Source organism: Streptomyces sp. NPDC052043 (assembly GCF_044548235.1).
Lineage (GTDB): Bacteria > Actinomycetota > Actinomycetes > Streptomycetales > Streptomycetaceae > Streptomyces.
The window spans coordinates 1-24,382 of sequence record NZ_JBIUBT010000008.1; the positions used below are offsets into that span (position 1 = coordinate 1).

14 protein-coding genes are annotated in these 24,382 nt (G+C 73.0%); 5 read left to right on the forward strand and 9 right to left on the reverse strand.

Going from position 1 to position 24,382, the window contains the following annotated elements; genetic code table 11:
- The first annotated feature begins 552 nt into the window (after positions 1-552).
- Together ACIHCX_RS20510 and ptsP are read left to right on the forward strand one after the other, a co-directional pair.
- The gene (locus ACIHCX_RS20510; protein ID WP_400031387.1) at positions 553-1,002 is read left to right on the forward strand and encodes a PTS glucose transporter subunit IIA; all 450 of its coding nucleotides are present in this window, start codon (positions 553-555) and stop codon (positions 1,000-1,002) included.
- A gap of 90 nt (positions 1,003-1,092) precedes the next feature.
- Complete coding sequence (gene ptsP / locus ACIHCX_RS20515) at positions 1,093-2,763, forward strand: phosphoenolpyruvate--protein phosphotransferase (protein ID WP_400031389.1); 1,671 nt, start codon at positions 1,093-1,095, stop codon at positions 2,761-2,763.
- Positions 2,764-2,833: 70 nt separating this feature from the next.
- Here the strand turns inward: ptsP and ACIHCX_RS20520 are convergent, their stop codons facing one another.
- Entirely contained in the window at positions 2,834-3,742 is a 909-nt protein-coding gene (locus tag ACIHCX_RS20520; RefSeq protein WP_400031391.1) for a hypothetical protein, read from the reverse strand.
- A gap of 138 nt (positions 3,743-3,880) precedes the next feature.
- Positions 3,881-5,857 (reverse strand): acetoacetate--CoA ligase, encoded by a 1,977-nt coding sequence (locus ACIHCX_RS20525; RefSeq protein WP_400031393.1) that lies wholly within the window; start codon positions 5,855-5,857, stop codon positions 3,881-3,883.
- Positions 5,858-6,071: 214 nt separating this feature from the next.
- Here ACIHCX_RS20525 and ACIHCX_RS20530 point away from each other — a divergent pair, with 214 nt between their 5' ends.
- A complete protein-coding gene (locus ACIHCX_RS20530; RefSeq protein WP_400031395.1) occupies positions 6,072-8,438 on the forward strand; it encodes a glycoside hydrolase family 31 protein in 2,367 nt (788 codons plus the stop codon).
- A 52-nt stretch (positions 8,439-8,490) separates the two neighbouring features.
- Here ACIHCX_RS20530 and ACIHCX_RS20535 read toward each other — a convergent pair whose 3' ends face one another.
- Entirely contained in the window at positions 8,491-9,027 is a 537-nt protein-coding gene (locus ACIHCX_RS20535; protein ID WP_400031397.1) for an NUDIX domain-containing protein, read from the reverse strand.
- A 143-nt stretch (positions 9,028-9,170) separates the two neighbouring features.
- Between ACIHCX_RS20535 and glpK the strand changes: the two genes are divergently transcribed.
- Complete coding sequence (gene glpK, locus ACIHCX_RS20540; protein ID WP_400031399.1) at positions 9,171-10,700, forward strand: glycerol kinase GlpK; 1,530 nt, start codon at positions 9,171-9,173, stop codon at positions 10,698-10,700.
- A gap of 64 nt (positions 10,701-10,764) precedes the next feature.
- On the opposite strand, the gene ACIHCX_RS20545 is transcribed toward glpK, so the two are convergent.
- The 5 genes from ACIHCX_RS20545 to ACIHCX_RS20565 are packed head-to-tail and all read right to left on the reverse strand — an operon-like array spanning position 10,765 to position 18,759.
- On the reverse strand, positions 10,765-11,370 hold the full coding sequence (locus tag ACIHCX_RS20545) for a GTP-binding protein (protein WP_400031401.1): 606 nt from the start codon (positions 11,368-11,370) through the stop codon (positions 10,765-10,767).
- A complete protein-coding gene (locus ACIHCX_RS20550; RefSeq protein WP_400032035.1) occupies positions 11,351-14,989 on the reverse strand; it encodes a hydantoinase B/oxoprolinase family protein in 3,639 nt (1,212 codons plus the stop codon). The genes ACIHCX_RS20545 and ACIHCX_RS20550 overlap by 20 nt, the downstream gene beginning before the upstream one ends.
- A 42-nt stretch (positions 14,990-15,031) precedes the next feature.
- Positions 15,032-15,424, reverse strand: coding sequence for a DUF742 domain-containing protein (locus ACIHCX_RS20555; protein ID WP_400031403.1), 393 nt, complete (start codon positions 15,422-15,424; stop codon positions 15,032-15,034).
- A gap of 18 nt (positions 15,425-15,442) precedes the next feature.
- Positions 15,443-15,886, reverse strand: coding sequence for a roadblock/LC7 domain-containing protein (locus ACIHCX_RS20560; protein ID WP_400031405.1), 444 nt, complete (start codon positions 15,884-15,886; stop codon positions 15,443-15,445).
- Positions 15,883-18,759, reverse strand: coding sequence for a nitrate- and nitrite sensing domain-containing protein (locus tag ACIHCX_RS20565; protein ID WP_400031407.1), 2,877 nt, complete (start codon positions 18,757-18,759; stop codon positions 15,883-15,885). The genes ACIHCX_RS20560 and ACIHCX_RS20565 overlap by 4 nt, the downstream gene beginning before the upstream one ends.
- A 423-nt stretch (positions 18,760-19,182) precedes the next feature.
- Between ACIHCX_RS20565 and ACIHCX_RS20570 the strand changes: the two genes are divergently transcribed.
- Positions 19,183-19,644, forward strand: a complete 462-nt coding sequence (locus tag ACIHCX_RS20570) for a hypothetical protein (protein ID WP_400031409.1) — start codon at positions 19,183-19,185, stop codon at positions 19,642-19,644.
- Between the two features lie 44 nt (positions 19,645-19,688).
- On the opposite strand, the gene ACIHCX_RS20575 is transcribed toward ACIHCX_RS20570, so the two are convergent.
- The gene (locus ACIHCX_RS20575) at positions 19,689-24,368 is read right to left on the reverse strand and encodes a hypothetical protein (RefSeq protein WP_400031411.1); all 4,680 of its coding nucleotides are present in this window, start codon (positions 24,366-24,368) and stop codon (positions 19,689-19,691) included.
- Positions 24,369-24,382: the final 14 nt, after the last annotated feature.

Sequence of the window (24,382 nt, forward strand, 5' to 3'; positions counted from 1 at the left end):
CGGTGACACATCACGAGAGCGGAACCAAGAGGAGGAATAGTCCCCTCGGTTCACAGCGTCCTCGCTGTGTTTTTTCAAAGGAACCTCGTCCCAGCCATTCCGGCCGGAGACGGGGTATCAACATATCTGGCGTTGACTTTTGGCACGCTGTTGAGTTCTCAAGGAACGGACGCTTCCTTCGTACTCACCCTCTCGGGCTTTCCTCCGGGCGCTTCCCTTCGGTGATCCAAACTCTATCAGGCTTTTCCGGTCTCTCTGACCACCATCCTGCGGGCATGCAGAAGATGATCCCGAGATAGGATCTGACAAGTATGGGTGCCGCCTGGGCAAAGACGCCTGGTGACGTCACTCGCCCCTGAGCAGGGGTACGACTGTACATGGCACCACGGAGCGGGTGCAAATCGTTTCGATTGGTGGTCTAGACCACCAACGTGAGCTGTGTAAGCTCTCGCCCGTAACCGGTACGTACCGTGACACAGCCTGCCGCACACTGCGCCGTCTCCGGCCTGGCAGTGACGGCGCACACGAATCTCCACCCCCGGGAGGCTTCCCATGACCACCGTGACGTCACCCGTCGCAGGACACGCCATCGGACTGGCGGCCGTGCCGGATCCGGTCTTCGCCGGAGCCATGGTCGGTCCCGGCACGGCGCTCGACCCGGTACGTGAGCCCGCCGAGGCCGTGGCCCCCGTGGACGGAGTCATCGTCTCGCTGCACCCGCACGCCTTCGTCGTCGTCGACGAGCAGGGGCGCGGGGTGCTCACGCATCTCGGCATCGACACCGTGCAGCTCAACGGCGAGGGCTTCGAGCTGCTGGTGAAGAAGGGCGACACGGTGGTGCGCGGCCAGGCGGTGGTGCGCTGGGACCCCGCCGCCGTCGAAGCCGCCGGCAAGTCCCCCGTGTGCCCGGTCGTGGCCCTGGAGGCCACCGCCGACTGCCTCTCCGAGCTGCGTGACAGCGGAGAGGTGAAGACCGGCGACAGCCTCTTCACCTGGAAGTGACATCCCTGCCCCCGGGGACGTCCTCCCGAGGGGCGGCGCGCAACAACCACCGCGGCGGTGGGACCCGCCGCACTAACGGAGACGGGTGAGATGGAGACAACCCTGCGAGGCGTCGGCGTGAGCCACGGTGTGGCGATCGGCGAGGTTCGGCACATGGGCACGGCGGTGCTGGAGCCGCCTGCCAAGCAGATCCCCGCGGAAGAGGCGGAGCGTGAACAGGGGCGCGCCCGTCAGGCGGTGGAGGCCGTGGCGGCCGATCTGATGGCGCGCGGCAATCTGGCCGGCGGTGAGGCGCAGGCGGTGCTCGAGGCACAGGCCCTGATGGCGCAGGACCCCGAGCTGATCGCGGACGTGGAGCGGCGCATCGCGGTCGGCAGCACGGCCGAGCGCGCGGTGTACGACGCGTTCGCCGCCTACCGGGACCTGCTCGCCGGCGCCGGTGAGTACTTCGCGGGCCGGGTGGCCGACCTGGACGACGTGCGGAACCGTATCGTCGCCCGTCTGCTCGGTGTGCCGATGCCGGGCGTGCCGGACAGCGACGAGCCGTACGTACTCGTCGCCCGTGACCTGGCGCCCGCGGACACGGCTCTGCTGGACCCGGCCCTGGTCCTCGGCTTCGTCACCGAGGAGGGCGGGCCGACGAGTCACAGCGCGATTCTGGCGCGGGCGCTCGGTGTGCCGGCCGTCGTGGCACTGCCCGGCGCCGTCGAGCTGGCCGAGGGCACGGTGATCGCCGTCGACGGCAGCACCGGCGAGATCTTCGTGAACCCCGGTGAGGAGAGGAAGGCGCAGCTGGAGGCCTCGGCCGCCGAGCGCAGGGCCGCGCTGGCCTCGGCGACCGGTCCCGGTGCCACGTCGGACGGCCACAAGGTGCCGCTGCTCGCGAACATCGGCGGTCCCGCGGACGTGCCGGCGGCGCTCGAGGCCGGTGCCGAGGGTGTCGGTCTGTTCCGGACCGAGTTCCTGTTCCTGGACGACAGCAAGAACGCGCCGTCCGAGAAGAAGCAGGTCGCGTCCTACCGGCAGGTGCTGGAGGCCTTCCCCGAGGGCCGGGTCGTGGTGCGTGTGCTGGACGCGGGCGCGGACAAGCCGCTGGACTTCCTGACGCCGGCCGACGAGCCGAACCCGGCTCTCGGTGTGCGGGGGCTGCGAACCCTGCTCGAACACCCCGAAGTACTACGCACCCAGCTGACGGCGCTCGCCAAGGCCGCCGAGGGCCTGCCGGTCTACCTCGAGGTGATGGCCCCGATGGTCGCGGACCGGACGGACGCCAAGGCGTTCGCCGACGCGTGCCATGACGCGGGCCTGCGGGCGAAGTTCGGTGCCATGGTCGAGATCCCGTCGGCCGCGCTGAGGGCTCGCTCGATCCTTCAGGAGGTCGAGTTCCTGTCGCTGGGGACCAACGACCTCGCGCAGTACACCTTCGCCGCCGACCGGCAGGTGGGTGCGGTGTCGCGCTTGCAGGACCCGTGGCAGCCCGCGCTGCTCGACCTGGTCGCGACCGCCGCCGAGGCGGCGAGGGCCGAGGGCAAGAGCTGCGGGGTCTGCGGTGAGGCCGCGTCCGACCCGCTGCTCGCCTGTGTGCTGACCGGTCTGGGGGTCACCTCCCTCTCCATGGGTGCGGCGTCGCTTCCCTACGTACGCGCGACGCTGGCGAAGTACACGCTGGCGCAGTGCGAGCGTGCGGCGGCGGCGGCGCGTGCCGCGGACAACGCGGACGAGGCGCGCGACGCGGCGCGGGCGGTGCTGTCCGGCGAGTGACCCGGACTCGCCGTCGCCGGCTGGTCTTCGAGGGGCGCTCCACCTGTGTGGTGGGGCGCCCCTCGGGCGTTCAGCAGTGCTGCGCGGCCGGTCCTTCTTCTCCGAGGTCGGGCGGAACTCCGTAGTCGACGCCGGATTCCGGGGAGATCAGGTCGCCGGACTCGATGTCGGTGCAGTAGGCGTCGAAGACCTCGCCGGCGGTGAGGGGTTCGAGGCCGCCGCCGCGCAGGCGCCAGCCGTAGACGCGGTCGGCGGTGCCGGGTGCGGTGGTGCGCATGACGAGTCCGCCGGGTCCGTCGGTGGCGATGCCGAGAGCGAGGACCGTGGTGAACTCCAGGGCTTCGGCCTCGTCGAGCTGTGCGGTCCCGCCGTCGTCCCCGTCCTGGTCGCGGTCGTCGTCGGCGTGCAGGACGGCGACGAGGCTCTCGGGTGTGCCGGTGACACTGCACACCAGGTGCCGGTTGCCGGGCGGGGCCGTGTCGAGGATGCGGACGACGAGGTCCGCGGCCCGGGCGAAGGCGTCGCGGCCGATGTTCTCGCCGCAGGAGGCGCAGGGGCCGAGTCGGGCCAGCAGGGTGGAGGCGTACTCCCAGGTGGCCTGGCGGACGGCCGTGTCGACGAGGTCGGGGACGAGTTCGGCCAGGGGCCGGCCGTCGTAGGGAAGGCTGGGGCCCGTGCCGGCGAGTTCGGCGGTGAAGCGGGCGCGGCTGGACGGGATGTCGGGATCGAGGCCCGTCGCCGCGCAGTATTCGGCGTACTCCTCGGGGTCGAAGAGGGCCACCGTGGTGTGGCCGCCCTGAGCGGCCACGAGTCGGAGGAGTTTCTCGACCTGTCGGAGGTAGATCGTGTGGTCGTCGAAGGTGAAGCTGCGGTAGCGCCGCATGGCGCGGAAGTCCTGTTCGTCGGTGAGCAGGCCGATGGTGCCGGCGATCTCCCGGCGCAGGACGCGTCGCATGGTCAGGTGGTCGGTGTGCGCCATGTTTCCCCCTGTGAGCGCAGTCGATCTGTGCTCACTCACCGTAACCGGGGCCACTGACAACGGGGCCGGGCAGGCGTTCAGGGAGCCTGCGGGTCCCCCACGCCGTGGGGGGTGCGTGGGGGGTGGGGGACCCGGGGCTCAGGCGCGCTTGCGGGCCAGCTCCTCGTAGAAGCGCAGCAGGCCGATGTCGTCGACCGAGCCGGGGTTGACCGCCTTGTCCAGCGGCGTGCCCTGGAGGAGGCGTTTGACCGGGACCTCGATGCGCTTGCCGGTGAGCGTGTGCGGGATGCCCGGCACCTCGACGACCTCGTCGGGGACGTGGCGTGGGGAGAGCTGTTCGCGGAGGGTCCGCTTGATGCGGCCGAGCAGCGCGTCGTCGAGGGTGGCTCCGGGTGCCAGGTGCACGAAGAGGGGCATCCAGTAGCCGCCGTCGGGCTGTTCGACGCCGATGACGAGGGATTCCTTGATCTCGGGGAGCCGTTCGACGACTTCGTAGATGTCGGCGGAGCCCATCCGCACGCCCTGGCGGTTGAGGGTGGAGTCGGAGCGGCCGTGGATGATCACCGAGCCGCGGGAGGTGAGCGTGATCCAGTCGCCGTGCCGCCACACGCCGGGGTACATGGCGAAGTAGCTGTCGTGGTAGCGGCTGCCGTCGGGGTCGTTCCAGAAGCGGATCGGCATGGACGGCATGGGGTTGGTGACCACGAGTTCGCCGACCTCGTCGACCAGCGGTGTGCCGTGCGGGTCCCAGGACTGGAGGTCGGTGCCCAGGCACGGGGCCTGGAGCTCGCCGATGTGGACCGGGAGGGTCGGTACGGCTCCGGCGAAGCAGGAGCACACGTCGGTGCCGCCGCTGACGGAGGCGATCCACAGGTCCGCCCCGCTCTCGGCGAACTCGTCGTGCAGCCAGCGGAATCCGTCGGGTGGCAGCGGTGATCCGGTCGTCGCGACGCAGCGCACCGTCGAGAGGTCGAAGGAGCGCGCGGGGTGCACTCCCGCCTTGCGGCAGGCCATGACGTAGGCGGCGGAGGTGCCGAACAGGGTGGCTCCGGTGCGTTCGGCGATACGCCACTGGGCGCCGGTGTCGGGGTACCCGGGGCTGCCGTCGTACAGGACGATCGTCGTGCCGGTCAGGAGTCCGGAGACGAGGAAGTTCCACATCATCCAGCCGGTCGACGTGTACCAGAAGAAGCGGTCCTCGGGGCCGAGGTCGCAGTGCAGGCCGAGCTGCTTGAGGTGCTCGACGAGGATGCCGCCCTGGGACTGCACGATCGCCTTGGGCAGGCCGGTGGTGCCCGAGGAGTACAGCACCCACAGGGGGTGGTCGAAGGGCACCGGTTCGAAGACGGGGTCGACGTCGGCGGACGTCAGGTCGGACCACTCCAGGGCGCCCTCGGGGGCTTCGGTGCCGAGGAGCGGGATGTGGACGACCGCGCGCAGGGTGGGCAGTTCGCGGCGCAGTTCGGCGACGACGTCGCGGCGGTCGTGCTCCTTGCCGCCGTAGCGGTAGCCGTCGACGGTGAACAGGACGACCGGTTCCACCTGCTGGAAGCGGTCGAGGACGCTACGGGCGCCGAAGTCGGGGGCGCAGGACGTCCAGACGGCGCCGACCGCGGCCGTGGCGAGGAGGGCGACGACGGCCTGGGGGATGTTGGGCAGATAGCCGCTGACCCTGTCCCCCGGGCGTACGCCGCGGGCGCGCAGCTCGGCGGCCAGGGAGCCCACCTGGCGGCGCAGCTCGGACCAGGTCACCGGGCGCGGTTCGTGGGTCTCGTCGACGTGGAGGAGGGCGGGTTCGTCCGCGCGTGTGGCGGCCGCGCGCAGGGCGTGTTCGGCGTAGTTGAGGGTAGCGCCGGGGAACCACTCGGCGCCGGGCATCGTCCGGTCGCCGAGAACGCGCGCGTAAGGGCTGGTGAACCGCACGTCGAACCACTGCGTGACGGCTTTCCAGAAGGTCTCCAGCTCCTCCACGGACCAGCGGTGCAGGGCCGGGTAACCGCCCAGGGCCGGAGCGCCGTGGTGCTCGGCCGCCCAGGCCTGGAACTCCGTGATCTGTGCCTCGGCGATCCGCTGCGGATCGGGCTGCCAGAGCGGCTGGGGCTTCGCGGTCGACATGGGGCGGCTCCCGGACTGTGCGCGTCGTGTGCGTCGGTCCGCGCACGTGCTGGGGTGTGCGCGTGACGCGGCTGACACGGACGATGCCATGTGATCGACTTCTGCACCAGGGTGCACCGCACATAGTCCGCATCGTGAAGATGTGGTCGCGGCATGGATGAACGGCAGTTGAACGCGACACGCGCTCACCGCCGGCGATGGCAGGGTGAGCAGCATGGACGGTCGTGACCTGGTGCGTTCGGTGAAGGCGGTCGGTTCGGCGGGGGTGGCCCAGGGGCTGCGCACCGTGCGGGCCGCGTGGCGCCGGCGGCTTGCGGATGCCGGCGGCCTGCCGTCGCGCGGGGCCGAACGCGCGCGGGTGCCCGGTGCGGTGCTGGACGTGGAGCCCGGGCCCGGGGGCGGGGTCGTCCGCTTCGCCCGCGCGGAGCTCCGTATCGCCGTGGCCGGGAACGGGGCCGTCTTCTGGGGCTGGGACGGCGCCGGGCCCGAGCCGTCGTACGCGCTCGCCGGCCGGTGCCCGGGTCCGGACCCGCGCGCGGTGCTGGAGCCGGACAAGGACGGTGGCTGGCGGGTCGTGGCCGAGCGGGTCACCGTCGGCATCTCGCGGCACGGCGCCATCGAGGTCCGTACGCCCGGGGGCGTGCCGTTGCGCCGTGATCTGCCGCCCCGGTGGTGGGAGCCGGTCGGCGGGGGGCCCGCACGGTGGTCGCAGCGGTCGGAGGTGGCGGCCGACGCGCGGTTCTTCGGTCTCGGCGGCCGGGCGGGCGGTCCCCGGCTGCGCGAGGGCACCTATCGCCTGTGGAACACCGATCCCGGCCGTGCGTTCGGTCCCGGTGACGATCCGCTCTACGTCACCATGCCGGTCCAGTGGGTCGTGGCCGACGCGGGCACGCACCTGGTCTTCCACGACAACTCCTGGGACGGCACGGTCGCGCTGCGGGAGGGTGCGGAGGGCGCCGGCTCGGGCCACGACCGGGCCGGGGCGAGCGAGCTGCGGATGGACGGCGGTCCGCTGCGCTGCTGGGTGATCGTCGGCACGCCCGCGCGCGTGGCGCACGTCTGGTCCCTGCTCACCGGGCCGGCCGCGCTGCCGCCCGCATGGGCCCTGGGGCATCATCACGCGCGATGGGGCTTCGGCAGCGAACAGGAGGTGCGGCGGATCGTCGCGGGCTACCACGAACACGGGCTGCCCCTGGACGCCGTGCACCTGGACATCGACCACTACGACGCGCACCAGGTGTTCACCGTCGACGAGGACCGCTTCCCCAAACTTCCGGTGCTGGCACAGGAGCTGCGGCGGGACGGGATCCGGCTGGTGTCCATCGTCGACCCGGCCGTGAAGGCCGCGCCGGGCAACGCCGTGTACGACGGCGGAACGGCCGAGGACGCCTTCGTGCGGGACGCCTCGAAGCGGGTGGTGCGGGGCGTCGTCTGGCCCGGTGAGGCGGTCTTCCCGGACTTCACGCACGCGCGCGTGCGGCAGTGGTGGGGCGGGCTGTACCGGGAGCGGCTGGCTCAGGGGTTCGCCGGCTTCTGGCACGACATGAACGAGCCGACCTCCTTCGCCGCGTTCGGTGAGACGACCCTGCCCCGGTCGGCCCGGCATGCCCTGGAGGGCCGGGGCGGCGACCATCGCCAGGCGCACAACGTGTACGCCCTGTGCATGGCCGAGGCGGCGTACGAGGGGCTGCGCGATCTGCTGCCCGAGGAGCGGCCGTTCCTCTTCTCGCGCTCGGGGTGGGCCGGGATGCAGCGCTACGGCGGCACCTGGTCGGGGGACGTGGCCACCGGCTGGCCGGGGCTGCGGGCGTCGCTGTCACTGGTCCTGGGTCTGGGTCTGTGCGGAGTGCCGTACTCCGGGCCCGACGTGGGCGGGTTCGACGGCAGTCCTTCGCCTGAGCTGTATCTGCGCTGGTTCCAACTGGGGTCCTGCCTGCCGCTGTTCCGCACGCACGCGAGCTTGCAGGCGGGGCGCAGGGAGCCGTGGGAGTTCGGACCGGAGGTCCTGGAGCACGCGCGCGTGGCGCTCGCCGAGCGCCGGCGTCTGCTGCCGTACTTCGTGACGCTCGCGCATCTGGCGCGGCGCACCGGGGCGCCCTATGTGCGGCCGCTGTGGTGGAGCGCGCCGGAGGACCGGGCTCTGCGGGACTGCGAGGACGCGTTCCTGCTCGGCGACGGCCTTCTGGTGGCGCCCGTGCTCGACCCCGGTACGGACCGGCGGGCGGTGCGGCTGCCGCGGGGCCGCTGGTACGACACGGCGACGGGACACGCGTACGAGGGGCCGGGGCAGGTGCTGGTCGACGCGCCGCTCGCGCGGGTCCCGGTGTTCGCGCGCGCGGGCGCCGTGATCCCCGTGCGGGGTGAGGGCGGCGGCCTGGAGCTGGAGGTGTGGGCGCCTGCCCGGGGGCGTACCGGGGGCGGGCTGGTGGTGCCGGACGCGGGCGACGGCTGGGCCGAGTCGGAGATCGAACGCTACGCGACCCGTTGGCAGGATGGGGAGGTCGTCGTCGAGCGCGAGCGGGAGGACGGTGCCGGCGAGCCGCCCCACCCGGTGCGCGTACGGGGGCTCGGCACGTCCTGAGTCCGGGCGGGCACCTGGTTCGGGCACACCCGTTTCGAAGCGTGCGGCCGTTTCAGAGGTAGCGGCCGTCGAACCAGGCCCGGACGGCTCGCGTGTGCAGCGGGAAGGCGAGCTCGGCGGGCCCGCGCAGCAGGTGGCGGCCCGCCGTCTCGTCGGTGACGGTGAACTGCGGCAGACCCTCGACGGGGCGCCGCGGAAGCAGTCCGAAGAGCAGCAGATGCCCGTCGGGCGAGCTCATCGCGTCGGCCAGGCGCACCTCGCGCGCGGCCGCCTCGATCCCGGTCTCCTCCCGGAGCTCGCGTACGACGGCGTGGCGCCAGTCCTCGCGGTCGTCGATGTAGCCGCCCGGCAGGGCCGTGCCCCCGCGCGCGGGCGCGATGGTGCGGGTGATGACGACCAGGGCGGTGCCCCGGGTGTCGTACACGGGCTGGAGTGCCACCGCGACCGGCAACGGGTTGCGGTAGGCCACGGTGCCGCAGGCCGGGCAGGTGCGGGGCCAGCCGCTGACGCGCTCGCCGTAGGGCGCTCCGCAGCTCGAACAGTGGGAGTGCGGCGCGGAGTTGACGACCGGTTGCGAGGCTTCGGGCACGCGCGGACTGTATCCGATCAGTGGGCGGACGTCTTCCGTCGGACGGGCTGTTTCCGTCGACGTAGGACAAACTGGTACGAGTGAGGGCTCAGGGGATGGATCACCCGGCCCTCGGCCGCTTCTCCACCTCCCAAGGGACAGCCATGACGGACAACGCCGAGAGGTTCGTGGCCGCCATCGACCAGGGCACCACCTCGAGCCGCTGCATCGTCTTCGACCACCGTGGCGCCGTCGTCGCCGTCGACCAGCGCGAGCACCGCCAGATCTTCCCCAAGCCGGGCTGGGTGGAGCACGACGCCACCGAGATCTGGTCCAAGGTGCAGGCGGTGGTCGCTGGTGCGGTCGCCAAGGCGGGGCTGCGGGCCGACCAGCTCGCCGCGCTCGGCATCACCAACCAGCGCGAGACGACCGTCCTGTGGGACCGGGCCACCGGCAAGCCGGTGCACAACGCGATCGTCTGGCAGGACACACGGACCGCGGGGCTGTGCAACGACCTGGGCGGCTCCGCAGGACAGGATCGTTTCCGCGAGCAGACAGGCCTGCCGCTCGCCAGCTACTTCTCCGGCCCCAAGGCCGCCTGGCTGCTGGACAACGTGCCCGGCCTGCGCGAGCGCGCGGAGCGCGGTGAGATCGCCTTCGGCACGATCGACACCTGGCTGATCTGGAACCTCACCGGTGGCGTCGACGGCGGCCGGCACGTCACCGACGTCACCAACGCCGGCCGCACCATGCTGATGAACCTCAAGACCCTCCAGTGGGACCCGTCGATCCTGTCCGCGATGAATGTCCCCGAGGCGGTGCTGCCCGAGATCAGATCCTCCTCCGAGGTGTACGGGACCGCCGTCGGCCAGCTCGCCGGGGTGCCCGTGGCATCCGCCCTCGGCGACCAGCAGGCGGCCGTGTTCGGGCAGGCCTGCTATGACGTGGGCGACGCCAAGAACACGTACGGCACCGGCAGCTTCCTGCTGCTGAACACGGGCAGCCGGCCCGTGCCGTCCAAGAGCGGCCTGCTCACCACCATGGGCTACAAGATCGGCGACGAGGCCCCGGTGTACTGCCTCGAGGGCGCCATCGCCATCACGGGCGCGCTGGTGCAGTGGTTCCGCGACCAACTCGGCATCATCCGCACCGAGGACGAGATCGAGCCGCTGGCGGCGAGCGTGGAGAACAACGGCGGCGCGTACATCGTGCCCGCCTTCTCCGGCCTGTTCGCGCCCTACTGGCGCTCCGACGCGCGCGGGGTCATCACCGGCCTGACCCGCTACGTCACCAAGGCGCACCTCGCGCGGGCGGTGCTGGAGGCGACCAGTTGGCAGACGCGCGAGGTCGTGGACGCCATGTACCAGGACTCCGGGGTCCGGCTGACGACCCTGAAGGTCGACGGCGGCATGACGAAGAACAACCTGCTCATGCAGCACCAGGCGGACGTGCTCGACGTGCCGGTGATCCGGCCCAGGATCTCCGAGACCACCTGCCTGGGCGCCGCGTACGCGGCCGGGCTGGCCACGGGCGTGTGGAACGACCTCGAGGAACTCAGGTCGCACTGGCAGAAGGACGCCGAGTGGACGCCGTCCATGGACGCCTCGGTCCGTGACCGCGAGTACCGCAACTGGCGCAAGGCCGTGGAGAGGAGCTTCGGCTGGTTGGAGGACGGCGAGGGCTACGGGGGCTAGCAGTCCCCTGGGCCCCTCGCATGCGGTCTGTGCCCCGGCCGGCCGGGGGACCGTGTACACGGCGTCAGATGGCGGCGGCCCGGCGGCGGTCCGCGGCGTGGGCCATCGCGTGCTGGACGACCGCGATGAGGACCTCCTTCACCGACTCGCGTTCGCGGGCGTCGCACAGCAGCAGCGGGACGTCGTCGTCGAGGTCCAGGGCCTGCCGGACGGTGTCCTCGGGATGGCGGGCGGCGCCCTCGAAGCAGTTGACGGCGACGAGGAAGGGGATGGAGCGCCGTTCGAAGTAGTCCACGGCGGCGAAGCAGTCCTCGAGGCGGCGGGTGTCGGCCAGCACGACCGCGCCGAGCGCGCCCTCGGACAGCTCGTCCCACATGAACCAGAACCGCTCCTGCCCGGGCGTCCCGAAGAGGTACAGCACCAGGTCCTCGCGCAGCGTGATGCGGCCGAAGTCCATGGCCACCGTGGTGGTGTGCTTGCCCGCCACGCCGCTGACGTCGTCGACCGGCCGCCCGGCCTCGGTCAGCGGTTCCTCGGTGCGCAGCGGCCTGATCTCGCTGACCGCGCCGACGAGGGTCGTCTTGCCCACGCCGAAACCGCCGGCCACCAGGATCTTGAGCGTGACGGGCTCGACCGGGGGCTTGCCGCGCTCAGAACGGCCGAAGATCATCGCTCTCTTCTCCTGCTCGGTGTGGGTCTGGTGACGGCGGGCCGTACCCTCCGCCGCCGGGGGTCTCGACGACGAGCACGTCACCGGGGGCGACGTCCGCGACGTCGGCTCCGCCGAGTTCGGCGACCGTGCCGTCCGCGCGTTCCACCCGGTTGGCGCCGAGGGCACCGGGCTCGCCGCCCGCCATGCCGTAGGGCCGCACCCTGCGGTGCTGACAGAGCGTGGAGACGGTCATGGGCTCCAGGAAGCGGATGCGGCGCACCGCGCCGTCCCCGCCCCGCCACTGGCCGGCGCCGCCGCTGCCGCGCCGGACCGCGAACTCCTCCAGCCGTACGGGCAGCCGCCATTCGAGGACTTCGGGGTCGGTGAGCCGGGAGTTGGTCATGTGCGTCTGGACGACGCCGGCGCCGGGGAAGCCGTCGCCCGCGCCCGAGCCGGAGGCCACGGTCTCGTAGTACTGGTGGTGCTCGTTGCCGAAGGTGATGTTGTTCATCGTGCCGGAGCCCTCCGCCTGGACGCCGAGCGCCGCGTAGAGGGCGCCGGTGATCGCCTGGGAGGTCTCGACGTTGCCCGCGACGACGGCGGCCGGGGGCTGCGGGGAGAGCATGGAGCCGGGCGGCACGATGATCTCCAGGGGGCGCAGACAGCCGTCGTTGAGCGGGATGTCGTCGGCGACCAGCGTGCGGAAGACGTACAGGACGGCCGCGTTGACGACGGAGAAGGGGGCGTTGAAGTTGGTGGTGAGCTGGGCGGAGGTACCGGTGAAGTCGATCGTCGCCGACCGCTGCTCGCGGTCCACGCGCACCTGTACCCGGATGACCGCGCCCGAGTCGGTCTCGTAGGCGTACTCCCCGTCGTCCAGGGCGCCGACGACCCGGCGGACGGCCTCCTCCGCGTTGTCCTGGACGTGCCGCATGTAGGCCTGGACGACATCGAGGCCGAAGTCCTCAATCATGCGGGCGACCTCGTCGACGCCCTTCTGGTTGGCGGCGATCTGGGCGCGCAGGTCGGCGAGGTTGGTCTCCGGGTTGCGGGAGGGGTACCGCGCGCCGGTCAGCAGGCGGCGGGTCTCCTCCTCGCGCAGGCGGCCGTCCTCCGCGAGCAGCCAGTTGTCGAAGAGGACGCCCTCCTCCTCGATGGTGCGGCTGTCGGCCGGCATGGAGCCCGGCGCGATCCCGCCGATCTCGGCGTGGTGGCCGCGCGAGGCGACGTAGAAGAGGATGCGGTCACCCTGTGTGCCGGCGGTGTCGAACACCGGGGTGATGACGGTGACGTCCGGCAGGTGCGTGCCGCCGTGGTACGGGTCGTTGACCGCGTAGGTGTCGCCCGGCCGCATCCGGGGGCCGCGGCGCCGGATGACCTCCTTGACGCTGGTGCCCATCGAGCCCAGGTGCACGGGGATGTGCGGGGCGTTGGCCACCAGGTTTCCGTCCGGGTCGAACAGGGCGCAGGAGAAGTCGAGGCGTTCCTTGATGTTGACCGACTGGGCCGTGGACTCCAGCCGGGCGCCCATCTGCTCGGCGATGGACATGAAGAGGTTGTTGAACACCTCCAGCAGCACCGGGTCGGCTTCCGTACCGAGATCGGAACTCTGCGTGACCGCCACGCGTTCCAGGAGCAGATGCCCGTCGTCGTTCGCCGCGGCCCGCCAGCCGTCGTCGACGACGGTGGTCGCACTGGCCTCGGTGACGATCGCGGGGCCGGTGACGGGATCGCCGGGGACCAGGTCCTCACGGCGGTGGAGGGGTACGTCGCGCCAGGCGCCGCCGGTGTGGAGGCGGACGGTCTCCGGGTCGCCGCGGCGGCCCGCGCGGGCGTGCGCGTGCGGGGCGAGGGCGGACAGGTCGGGGGGTTCGGTGACGCCGGTGGCTTCCACGGAGAGGGATTCGACGACGATCGGACGGTCGAGCGTGAAGGAGTACGTGGCGCGATGACGTTCTTCGAAGGCGCGCCGCATGGTGGCGGGTTCGGTCAGCTCGACGGTGAGGGTGGTGTCGGTGCCGTCGTAGCGGAGCTGGGCGCGGCGGGTGACCCGGACCCGTTCCTCGGGGACGCCCTCGGCGCGCAGTTCCGCGCGGGCCGCGCTCTCCAGATCGTCGGCGGTCTCGCGCACACCCGGCATGGCGGCGGGCTCCAGGGGCGCCTCGACGGACTGCTCGCGCATGGCCGTGGTGTCGGCGAGGCCGATGCCGAGCGCGGACAGGACGCCCGCCATCGGCGGGACGAGCACGGTGCGGATGCCGAGCGAGTCGGCGACCATGCAGGCGTGCTGTCCGCCCGCGCCGCCGAAGGTGGTGAGGGCGTAGCGGGTGACGTCGTGACCCTTCTGCACGGAGATCCGCTTGACGGCGTTGGCGATGTTGGCGACGGCGATGCGGAGGTAGCCCTCGGCGACCTGCTCGGGGGTGCGGTCGTCGCCCGTCCGCTCGCGGATCTCACGGGCGAGGGCGGTGAAGCGTTCGCGGACGAGTGCCTCGTCGAGGGGCTGGTCGCCGTCGGGGCCGAACACCTCGGGGAAGTGGGCGGGCTGGATGCGGCCGAGCATGACGTTGGCGTCGGTGACGGCGAGCGGGCCGCCGCCCCGGTAGCAGGCGGGTCCCGGGTCCGCGCCCGCCGAGTCGGGGCCGACCCGGTAGCGGGAGCCGTCGAAGTGCAGGACCGAGCCGCCGCCGGCGGCCACGGTGTGGATGTCGAGCATGGGGGCACGCAGCCGGACGCCGGCGATCTGCGTGGTGAGGACGCGTTCGTACGCGCCCGCGTAGTGGGAGACGTCGGTGGAGGTGCCGCCCATGTCGAAGCCGATGACGCGGTCGAAGCCGGCGAGCCGGGACATGCGGGCCATGCCGACGATGCCGCCGGCGGGCCCGGACAGGACGGCGTCCTTGCCGCGGAACTGTCCGGCCTCGGCGAGTCCGCCGTTGGACTGCATGAACATCAGCCGTACGCCGTCCAGTTCGTCGGAGACGTGCTGGACGTAGCGGCGCAGTCCGGGCGACAGGTAGGCGTCGACGACGGCGGTGTCGCCGCGGGGGACGATTTTCATCAGCGGGCTGACCTCGCTGGACAGCGAGATCTGCGGGAAGCCGACGCGGGCGGCCAGCTCGCCGACGGCCCGCTCGTGCGCGGGGTGCAGATGGCTGTGCAGGCAGAGCACGGCGACGGCACGGATCCCGTCCTCGTAGGCCTGCCGGAGGGGGCCCGCCAGCGCGTCCAGGTCGGGGGCGCTCAGCACGGTGCCGTCGGCCGCGACGCGCTCGTCGACCTCGATGACGCGCTCGTACAGCAGCTCGGGCAGCTCGATGCGGCGGGCGAAGATGTGCGGGCGGTTCTGGTAGGCGATGCGCAGGGCGTCCCGGAAGCCGCGGGTGACGACGAGGACGGTCCGCTCGCCCGTGCGTTCCAGCAGGGCGTTGGTGGCCACGGTGGTGCCCATGCGGACCGCCTCGATGGTGTGGGCGGAGCCGTCCAGGAGTTCGCGGATGCCCGCGACGGCCGCGTCGGCGTACCGCGCGGGGTTGTCGGACAGCAGCTTGTGCGTGACCAGACGCCCGTCCGGGCGCTTGGCGACGATGTCGGTGAACGTGCCGCCCCGGTCGACCCAGAACTGCCAGCCCGTCACGCCCGTCGTGCCCGTCATGTCAGTACCCCGCTTCCCGGCCGCTCACAGTGCCCGCAGGCCGTTGATCACGTCCCGCAGGACGCTCTCGTCCGGCAGTTCCGCGGGCGGCACCGGCCGCGTCACATGGACGTACTCCTCGTCCACGAGGTCGCCGACGAGCACGCGCACCACGCCGACGGGCAGATCCAGCTCGGCGGCGAGTTCGGCGACCGACTGCGGGGAGCGGCACAGCTCGACGATGCCGACGTGCTCCGGGGACAGCGTGATGTCCGCCTCCGGATCGTCCACGTGGGCCTCCGTGACGACCATCGCGATCAGGTCGAGACGGTGCTGGACCGCATGGCTGGTGCGGCCCCGCGTCATGGCGTACGGGCGGACCACCGGTCCGGCGTCGTCGTCGAACCAGTGGCTTCGTGCCTGACCGTCTCCGCTCATGTCATCCCACTACCCGCCTCAGGGCACATCGGTGCGCGGGGCGGTACCCAGATGCGCGCCGACCCGCTTGACCAGCAGGGTCATCTCGTAGGCCACCTGGCCGACGTCGGAGTCGGCGTCCGCCAGGACGGCGAGGCAGCTGCCGTCACCGGCCGCGGTCACGAACAGGAAGGCGTCGTCGAGTTCGACGACCGTCTGCCGGACGCCGCCCGCGTCGAAGTGCCGGCCCACGCCCTTGGCGAGGCTGTGGAAGCCGGAGGCGACGGCGGCCAGGTGCTCGCTGTCCTCCCGGGTCAGGTCCTTGGACACGCCGGTGGCCAGTCCGTCCCCGGACAGGATGATGGCCTTGCGGATGCCGGCGATCCGGTCCACGAGTTCGTCGAGGAGCCAGTTCAGCTCCGCCTTGTCGGTCGTTGCGCGCTTGTCGGTCGTTGTGCGGCCGGTCGCCTTCGGTGCGGTCATCGACCGTCCCCCTCTGTCGTTCCTTGTGCTGTGCTGCGTGCTGTGCTGTGTGCGGTGCCGCCGTCCGCGGCCTGGTCGTCCGCGGCGTTCTCCTCGCGGCCGCGCTGCCAGCCGCGCTGGAGCGAGGCCATACGGCTGCGTACCTCGTCGGCGTCCCGTTCGACGGGGTCGGGGCCGTCCCCGGCGGGCCGGCCGGGTCTCTGCTTGAGCTGCGGGGCGAGGCTGGCCTGCCGTACGCGCCGGGGCAGCGGACCCGCGTCGGTTCCCGGACCGCCGGGCGCCTCATCCGGTTCACGCCCTCCGCCGTCCGGCCCTCCGCCGGCGGGGCCGGGCCGGCCGTCGCGCCGCGGCAGGGCCGCGGCCGGCCGCGGCCCGCGGCCGCTCGCCGGGGACTCGTCGGCTCCGCCGCGTTGCCCGCTGCCGTCGGCCTCCGGCGGTCCGAGCGGGGACTCGCCGCGACGCCGGGTCGGCAGCGGGGCCGCCTGCTGGCGCTCCGAGTCGCCGGGGCCCGCCGGGTCCGCCGGGTCCTCCGCGTGGGCCGCCTCGGGCCGGGACCTGTGCTCGGTGACCGGGCGTCCGTGGGAGCTGACCAGCTTGGGTGTCCGGCGCCGGGGCAGCGGGACCGCGCGCCCCGTCTTCTCCTCCTCGCCGGTCTCCTGCGCCGCGCCACGTCGGCCCGCGCTCTGCCGGTGCTCGGCGAGGCTGCGGGGCAGCGCGTCGACTGCCGTCTGACGTGCCGGGGAGGGGCGGGGGCCGAACAGCCGGCCGTGTTCGCCGGACTCCTCGTCGAGGACGTCCGGAAAGTCCTCGACGGCGTCCAGGTCGACGGGTGCCTCCAGCTCCACCGGCCCGTCCAGGACCGAGGCGGGCAGTCCGGGCAGCCGCACGGGTGCCTGGGCGAGAGCGGCCCCGCGGCCCCCCTCGCGGTCGGCCTTCCCGGTGGGCCGGTCGAGGCGGAAGCCGAGGCCGTTGGTGTCCGGGACGTCGTCCGTCAGCAGCGTGTCGGGGATGAGGACGACCGCGGTGGTGCCGCCGTACGGGGACGGCTGCAGCGAGACCCGGACGTTCTGTCGGCGGGCGAGCCGACTGACCACGAACAGTCCGAGCCGGTCGGTGTCGGAGAGTTCGAACTCCGGTGTCTCGGCGAGCCGGAGGTTGGCGTCGAGGAGCGCCTCGGCGGCCATGCCGAGGCCCCGGTCGTGGATCTCCAGGGTGAAGCCGTTGACGACGCGTTCGCCGACGACCTGGACCGCGGTGTGCGGCGGCGAGAACACCGTGGCGTTCTCCAGGAGTTCGGCCACGAGATGGGTGAGGTCGGCGACGACGGGGCCGATGACCGCGGTGCGCGGCAGCCGCCGCACCTCGATGCGTTCGTAGTCCTCGACCTCGGCGACGGCGGCGCGCACGATGTCCATCAGCTGGACGGGTTTGCGCCACTGCCGGGACGGGGCGGCGCCGGAGAGGATCACCAGGCCTTCGGCGTGCCGGCGCATCCGGGTGGTCAGGTGGTCCAGCCGAAACAGGTCGGCGAGTTCGTCGGTGTCCTCGGTGCGTCGTTCCATCGTGTCGAGGAGGGTGAGCTGCTTGTGCAGCAGGACCTGGCTGCGACGGGCGAGGTTGACGAAGACCTCGGAGACGCCGGCGCGGAGTTCGGCCTGTTTGACGGCGGCCTCGACGGCGGCCCGCTGCAAGGTGTTGAGGGCCTGGCCGACCTCGCCGATCTCGTTCCTGTCGTACTCGAGGCGCGGGACCTCGGTCTCGACGTCGACCTGTTCGCCGGCGGACAGGCGGCGCATCACACTGGGCAGCCGGACACCGGAGGCCTCGTGGGCCTCCAGGCGCAGTTGTCTGAGATCGCGGATGAGGCCGCGGCCGATGCGCACGGACAGCACGAGCGAGACCAGTACGGCGATCAGGCCGAGGACACCCGCGACGGCGGCCTCCAGGATGACGTCCATCGCGACCGGGCGGACACGGTCCTGGAAGCGGTCGTTCGCCTCGTCGTTGAGGGTGCCCAGCTCGTCGAGGACGTCTCCGGCCGCGGTGTCCCAGCTCTGCGCGCTCACCCCCCGCGGCATGTCGGACGTGCCGGAGACGGCGGCCTGTTCGGCCGTCCGCAGTGGTGCGGAGGAGGCGTTCTGCCAGAAGCGGTCGTAGCGGCCGCGTTCGGAGGAGGGCAGCAGGGGCAGGTCCACGTCGTACAGCAGGGAGCGCTGGGCGACGAGGTCGGAGACGGCGCGGGACTCGTCGCGGGTGAGGCGGCCGACCATCAGCGAGGAGCCGAGCAACGCGTCCTCGCGGGCGAGGAGTTCGCGGGCCTGGGCGAGACCGACCAGGGCGCGGTACTGCTTGGCCAGGTCGACGTCGTCGACGACGTGGAGGTTGGTGAGCAGGGCGTAGCAGGGGTCGATGAGCCGGTTGTAGAGGTCGAGTGCCTCGGCGCGTCCGACGGTGCGGTCCTCGACGCTGCGGCGCAGCGTGCCGATGCCGTCGAAGGTGTCCAGGGCGACGCTCAGGCGTCCCGCGTCGTCCGGGCCGAGCGCTTCACGGACGTCGGGGTTCTTCGCGGTCCTGCGAATCCTGGCGATGGCCTCGTCCGTGGCGCTCCTGCTGCGCCGCAGTGCGGCGAGGCCGTCGGAAGCGCGGGGGTCGGCGAGGTGGACGAGGGTCTGGCGGCGTTCCTGCTGGAGGACCCGGACCGTGTCCTCGGTCGGGTAGGCGACCTCCTCCACGACGGAGGACGCGTTGAACAGCTGGGCCACCTGCCGCCCGGTGATCAGCGTGGCGAAGGCCCAGATCGCCGTGAGCGAGAGCAGCGGCACGAGAAGCAGCGCCACGATCTTCCGGCGGATGGACTTCCCGCGAAAGCGCATGGCCTCCCCCAGCTCGTCCCCCAAGGGCCCCGGGGGTACACATGTGCGTCAACAAACGGCGCGAGCCTACTACCGACACGCAGTCAACTCGAAGAGCCTTCCGGAGCCCGTACTTCCGTACGGGTGCCGGAAGCGGGCGAGTTGTCGGGGCATTGCGGGAGATGCCGGTCCACGGGCCCGAGTCGGCGGGTGTGCCGGAACGGGTCGTCCGGCCTGGTCGGTTGACCGATTCTTTTCGTCGGCCGGGAATCTTCGTGACGTCTCGTTCGTCCTTGTCCATAGGGGATGGGGGCGGAATCGGCCACAGGAGGCGCACTCCGTGTCCGGGCCGCGTAAAACAGCGCAAGCCGGGCAGCCACTGGGAAGCCGGTTCTTCGGACACCGGGCACGGGCGGTCTGCCGGTGGTGGGGAGGGACGCAGTGATGGGGACAGCGGAGCGACCGACGGCGTACGCGCCTTCGGCACGCACGGGCGGGGAGGCCGGGCGGCCGTCCTACAGACCGTTGTGGGTCGAGGAGCCCGCGCGGCGGCGCAGGATGCCCGATCCGGTGCGAACGGCCGCGGTGCGGGCGGTGCTGATCGCCTCGGTGACGCTGATACAGGCCGTGGTGGCGTTCCTGTTCAGCGTGTCCGGGTCCTGGCTGGCGTTCCCGATGCTTCTGAGCAGTGTGGCCGGCACGGTGGTGGCCACCTGGGCGGCGCTCGACGTGTGGGTGACCCGCCAGGTGTGGAACCAGCGCAACGGCGTGGTGTCGGTGCCGAGCAGCACCGCGCGGGCCCTGCGGCGCGAGCGGCGCCAGGCCCGGCGGGAGGCGCGGGCCGCCGAGCGGGCGCGGAAGCGGATAGGCGGACGGGGCGGCGCGGGGCGGCTGTCGCATCCGTAGGAGCGGTGGCCGCCCGGCCCGGTCGAGCCGGGCCGGGCGGGCCGTCACGCCGGGCGCTTGAACATCCGGGTCGCCGTGATCTCGCTGTGCACCGCCTCCCCCGCGGCAGCCTGCTGCGGCAGCCCCGGCCTCAGGTGCTCCTCCACGCTGATGTACTTGAGCCCGGCCCGGAGGTCGGCGTCGTTGCGCAGCCGGATGACCAGGGGGAACTCGGCGAGCGCCGTCGTGTCGAACAGGCCGGTGGTGTAGAGGAGCTGCACCCCGAGGGCGTCCGAGACGGCCCGCTGGAGTTCCAGCAGGTAGGTGGCGTTGGCGCGGCCGATCGGGTTGTCCAGGAAGAGCGTGCCCGCGTGGCGGTGCTTGTCGCGGCCGCGGTCGTTCGACCTCAGGGCGGCCATCGTGCAGTACAGGGCGATGGCCGCGGTGAGCAGCTGGCCGCCGGAGAACACGTCGCCCATCTGCCCGACGGGGACCCGCTCGGCGCGCAGCACGGCGTCCGGCTTGAGGATCTCCACGGCGACGCCCTTGGGCTGGAGCGCCGCGCCGACTCCGCGCAGCAGCAGGGACATGCCGTCGCGCCGCAGGTCGGAGTTCTTCTTCACGGCGGCGCGGGTCGCCTCGTCGACGACCTCGCCGAGCCACTCGGTGAGCGTGGCCTGGTCGGGCTCGTCGAAGCGGATGCGCAGGAACTCCTGCCCGGACCACTCGCCGAGCCCTTCCGGGAGGCGGGACAGGCGCTGGGCCGACCTGAGTGTGGCGAGCGCCGACTCGACCAGTCCGCGCAGCCGGTCCACGATCGAGTCCCGGTTGCGTTCCAGTTGGGCCAGCTCGTCGGTGAGCACCCGGAGCCGGGGCGCGAAGGCCTCCGCCCACTTCTGGGCGTGCTCGGGCAGGGCGGCGGCGGGAAGTTCGCGGATCTGCTGCCGGGCGGGGGTGCGCACCTGCTCGTAGCGGGTGGAGTTGGCGTGCCGGACGAGGACGTCGCTCGCCTCGCGGACGGCGGTCTCCGCGGCGGACAGGTCGGCGGCACAGCCGCGCAGTGACCTGCGGGCCTCGGCGGCCGCCTGCCGGGCGCCCTCCGGGTTGCCCGGGTACGGCTCGGGTTCCTCCTGCTCCTCGTCGCTCGCCTGCTCGCGCAGCAGATCGCGCAGCATGCCGGCGATCTCGTCGAAGCCGCCGGCCGCGTCCTCGGCGGCGCGGTGGGCCTCCAGCAGTTCGGCGTGCGCCTCGCGGGCCTGGGCCAGTGCCTCGGTCCGGGAGGCGAGTTCGCCGGTGGCGGTGCGCAGCAGGGCCTGTGCGTGCTCGGCGTCGCGCGGGAGGAGTTCCTCGGGAAGAACGGTGTGTGCCTCGCCGTCCTCGGGCGCGTGCCGCTCGGCCTCGCCGCGCAGCCGGCCGAGCTGTTCGCTCGCGGAGGACAGCCGGGTCTCCAGGAGCTGCACCAACTCCTCGGCGCGGGCGGCGGCGGCCTGCCGGGACGGCCCGTCGGAGCCCTCGAAGGACTCCAGGAGTTGCGCCGCGCGGGTGCGGACCTTGTTGCTGAGCCGGTCGAGTTCGGCGCGGGCGGCGCTCTCGTCGCTCTCCGCCCGGGCCTGCTCGGCCCGCAGGTCCGCGCCCACACCGACCTTCTCGTACACCTGGGATGCGGCGCGGTAGGCCTCGCGCAGGGCGGGCAGGGACACCTTGGGTGCGTCCTCGTCGCTCTCCGGGACGTCGTCGGGGGCACCGGCGATCTCGGAGCGCTCGGCGCGCAGTGCCCGTGCCGTGCGGCGGGTGTCGTCGGCGGCACGCTGAGCGGCGCGCCGGTCCTCGTCGGCGGCGCGGGCGCGTTCCAGGCAGACCTGGGCGCGGGCCTCCGACTCGGCGGCCTCCTCGGCGAGTTCGCGCAGTCGGGACTGCCAGCCGGCCCGCTCGCGCAGCCGGGAGGCGAGCCCGGCGAGCGCGTCGGCGGCGCGCCGCGCCCGCTGGGCGGCCTCCTGGCGTTCGTCGCGTTCCTGGGTGGCCTCGGCGGCGGCCTCGTCCGCCTCCGCCCGCAGGCTCCGCGCCTCGGCCAGCTCTGCCTCGGCCTCCTCGGCGAACACGCGCGTGTCCCCGGCGGCCCGGGCCAGCTCCAGCAGCCGGCCGGCGGGGCAGCCGGTGCGCCAGGAGGCGAGCCGCGCCGCCAGCTCCCGGTCCTTGCCGAGCCGGGCGGCGAGCCGGCGGATCTCCTCGTCCCGTTCGGTGGCCCGCGCGCGCAGCGCCTGCCGTTCCTCGTCGGCGGCGTACTCGTCGTGCATGGCCGGGTTCGGCGGGACGAGGAAGACGTCGCCCTGGGGACCGCCGTCGGCCGGGGTGGGGGCGAGCAGGGCGGCCGCGGTGCCGACGGCCACGGTGGACCGGGGCAGCAGGGCCGCCGCCGCGAGCGCCTCGCGGGCACGCGCGTGCGTGTCGGGGTCGGTGATGATCACGCCGTCGACCAGCTCGGGCCGGGCGGCCAGTACGCGCGCGTGGTCGGCGGGGTCGACGGCCTGGGCGAGGTAGCGCCAGCCGGGCAGCGCGGGGATGCCGTGCTCGCCGAGGAACTCCACGGTGGCCAGGACGTCCGGGCCGGGCGGCAGCAGCCCGCCGTCGCCGAGCGCGCCGAGGATCCGGGAGTCGTCGGCGGCGGCGGTACGCAGTTCGAACAGGTGCCGCTCGGCGGAGGAGACAGCGTCGTCGAGCAGTTCGCGCAGCTCGTCGGCGAAGCGGTCCAGGTCCTCGGGGGTGAGCGCGCCCCCGGCCCCGGCCATATCCCCGACCCCGTCTGCGGTGCGGTGGGCCGCCTCGGCGCCCGCCGCCGTGCCGCCCGTGTCGTCCGAGCCGGTCCGGGGCGCCGGCACTCCGGGCCGCGCGGCCGCGGTGGCGCCCGGCAGGCTCAGCAGTTCCGCGAGCCGCCCCTCGGCCGCCAGCGCCTCGGCGACGCGGCGCTCGGACTCGTGGGCGTGCTGGGCCGCCGTCGCCGCGTCGGCGGCGCGGGCCGCGGTGAGTTCCGCGCGGGATTCCGCCGAGGCGGCCTCGCGTGCGTGTTCCGTGGCCTTCCGGGCGGCCTCGCGGACCTGTTCCCAGGCGGCGACCGCCGTCTTCTCCGCGTCGCTGGCGGCCAGGGCCGCACGGGCCGGATCGGCGTCGGGGGCGCTGTCGTCCAGCCAGCCCGCGCGGACCGCCTCGGCGGTCTCCTGCTCGACCTCGGCGAGGCGCTGGCGCAGATGCCCGGCCTCGCTGCGGGCGCGCTGCGCCTCGGTCGCGGCGGCGGTCTGGTCCCGGTAGGCGGACTCGCCGACCTCCTGGAGCCGCGCGGACCGCTCCTCCTCCTCGTTGGCGAGGGTCTCGGCGCTCTCGGCGGCCGTGTGCAGGGCCCGCACGAGATCGGTGGCGGCCTTGGCGCGCGCGGCCAGCGCCGGGGCCGCGTCCCGCTCGGCCTCCTGGATCGCGGCGGAGACCCGGGCCACGCGGTCGGCGGCGGCGCGGTGGCGCAGCACGGACTCGGCGGCCTGCCATGCCGCGTACAGGGTGCGCGCGTCGGCGAGCTCCCGCTTCTGCGCGGCCGCGGACTTCTCGGCGGCGGCGAGGGCCAGTGACGCGTGCCGGTAGGCGAGCTCGGCGGCGATCAGCGCGCTGCGCTCGCGGGCGCCCTCGGCGTGCGTGACGGCGTGGGCGGCGCCCGTGACGCGCTGGGCGAGGTCGGCGGCCCGGACCCGCTCCCGTACCGCCCGGGCGGACAGCCGCCGCACCAGCGTCCGGGTGCGCCGCTCGGCGGCGGCGTGAATGTCACGCGCGCGTGTGCGGGCCTCGGCGGCCTCGACGATCCGGCCGAGCAGGTCGACGGAGCCGGCGGTGAAGTCCCGTTCGGCGATCAGTTCGGCACGCCGGCCCAGCTTGTTGCCGAACCCGCTGACCAGGTCGGCGAGCCCGTCGGTGTCGCGGGTGTCGGTGACCGCGCGCAGCAGCAGGTCGGTGAAGTCGGAGTCCTTCTTCACCGCGAACAGGCCGGCCGCCTCGCCCTCGTCGGCGTTCATCTCCCGCTGGTAGCGGAAGAGTTCGGGGTCGAGGCCGAGGTCGCCCAGGTGCTCGGTCCAGCGCTCGTGGATCTCCTCGAAGTGGACCTCCAGATGCGGGTAGGTCTTCCCCGCCTCGGTGATGGCATCCCGGAAGCCCTTCATGGTGCGGCGGCGGCCCCGCGCGCCCGACTGACCTTCGGCGGACGGCCGTACGGACGTGGCCTCGGCGACCGGGAGGTTGTCCAGGGTGAGTCCGGGTCCGGGCCGGAAGGAGTACCAGGCCTCGGCAAACTTCCGCGGGTCGTTGGAGACTTGGCGTCCGCGCCACTCGCTGACCTTGCCGACGACCACGCACTCGCCGGTCTGCACGTGCTGCCACTCCAGCGCCACGTGTCCGCAGTCGTCGGCGAGCAGGAACTTGCGCAGCACGCCGGAGCTGGCGCCGCCGAGGGTGTTGCGGTGGCCGGGAAGCATCACCGAGAAGATCAGCTTGAGCAGCACGGACTTGCCGCCGCCGTTCTCCAGGAACAGCACACCGGCGGGGGCGGGCCGGCGCGGCGGGCCGACCGGCTCCTCTTCGAAGAACTCCGCCTGGATGGGCGCGGGGTCGGGCACCGGCTCGCCCACACCCCGCAGGTCAAGCACGGTGTCGGCGTAGCGCGCACCGGCGGGCCCGATGGAGTAGAGGCGGACCCGGGACAGCTCGTACATGGCGGACTCTCGTC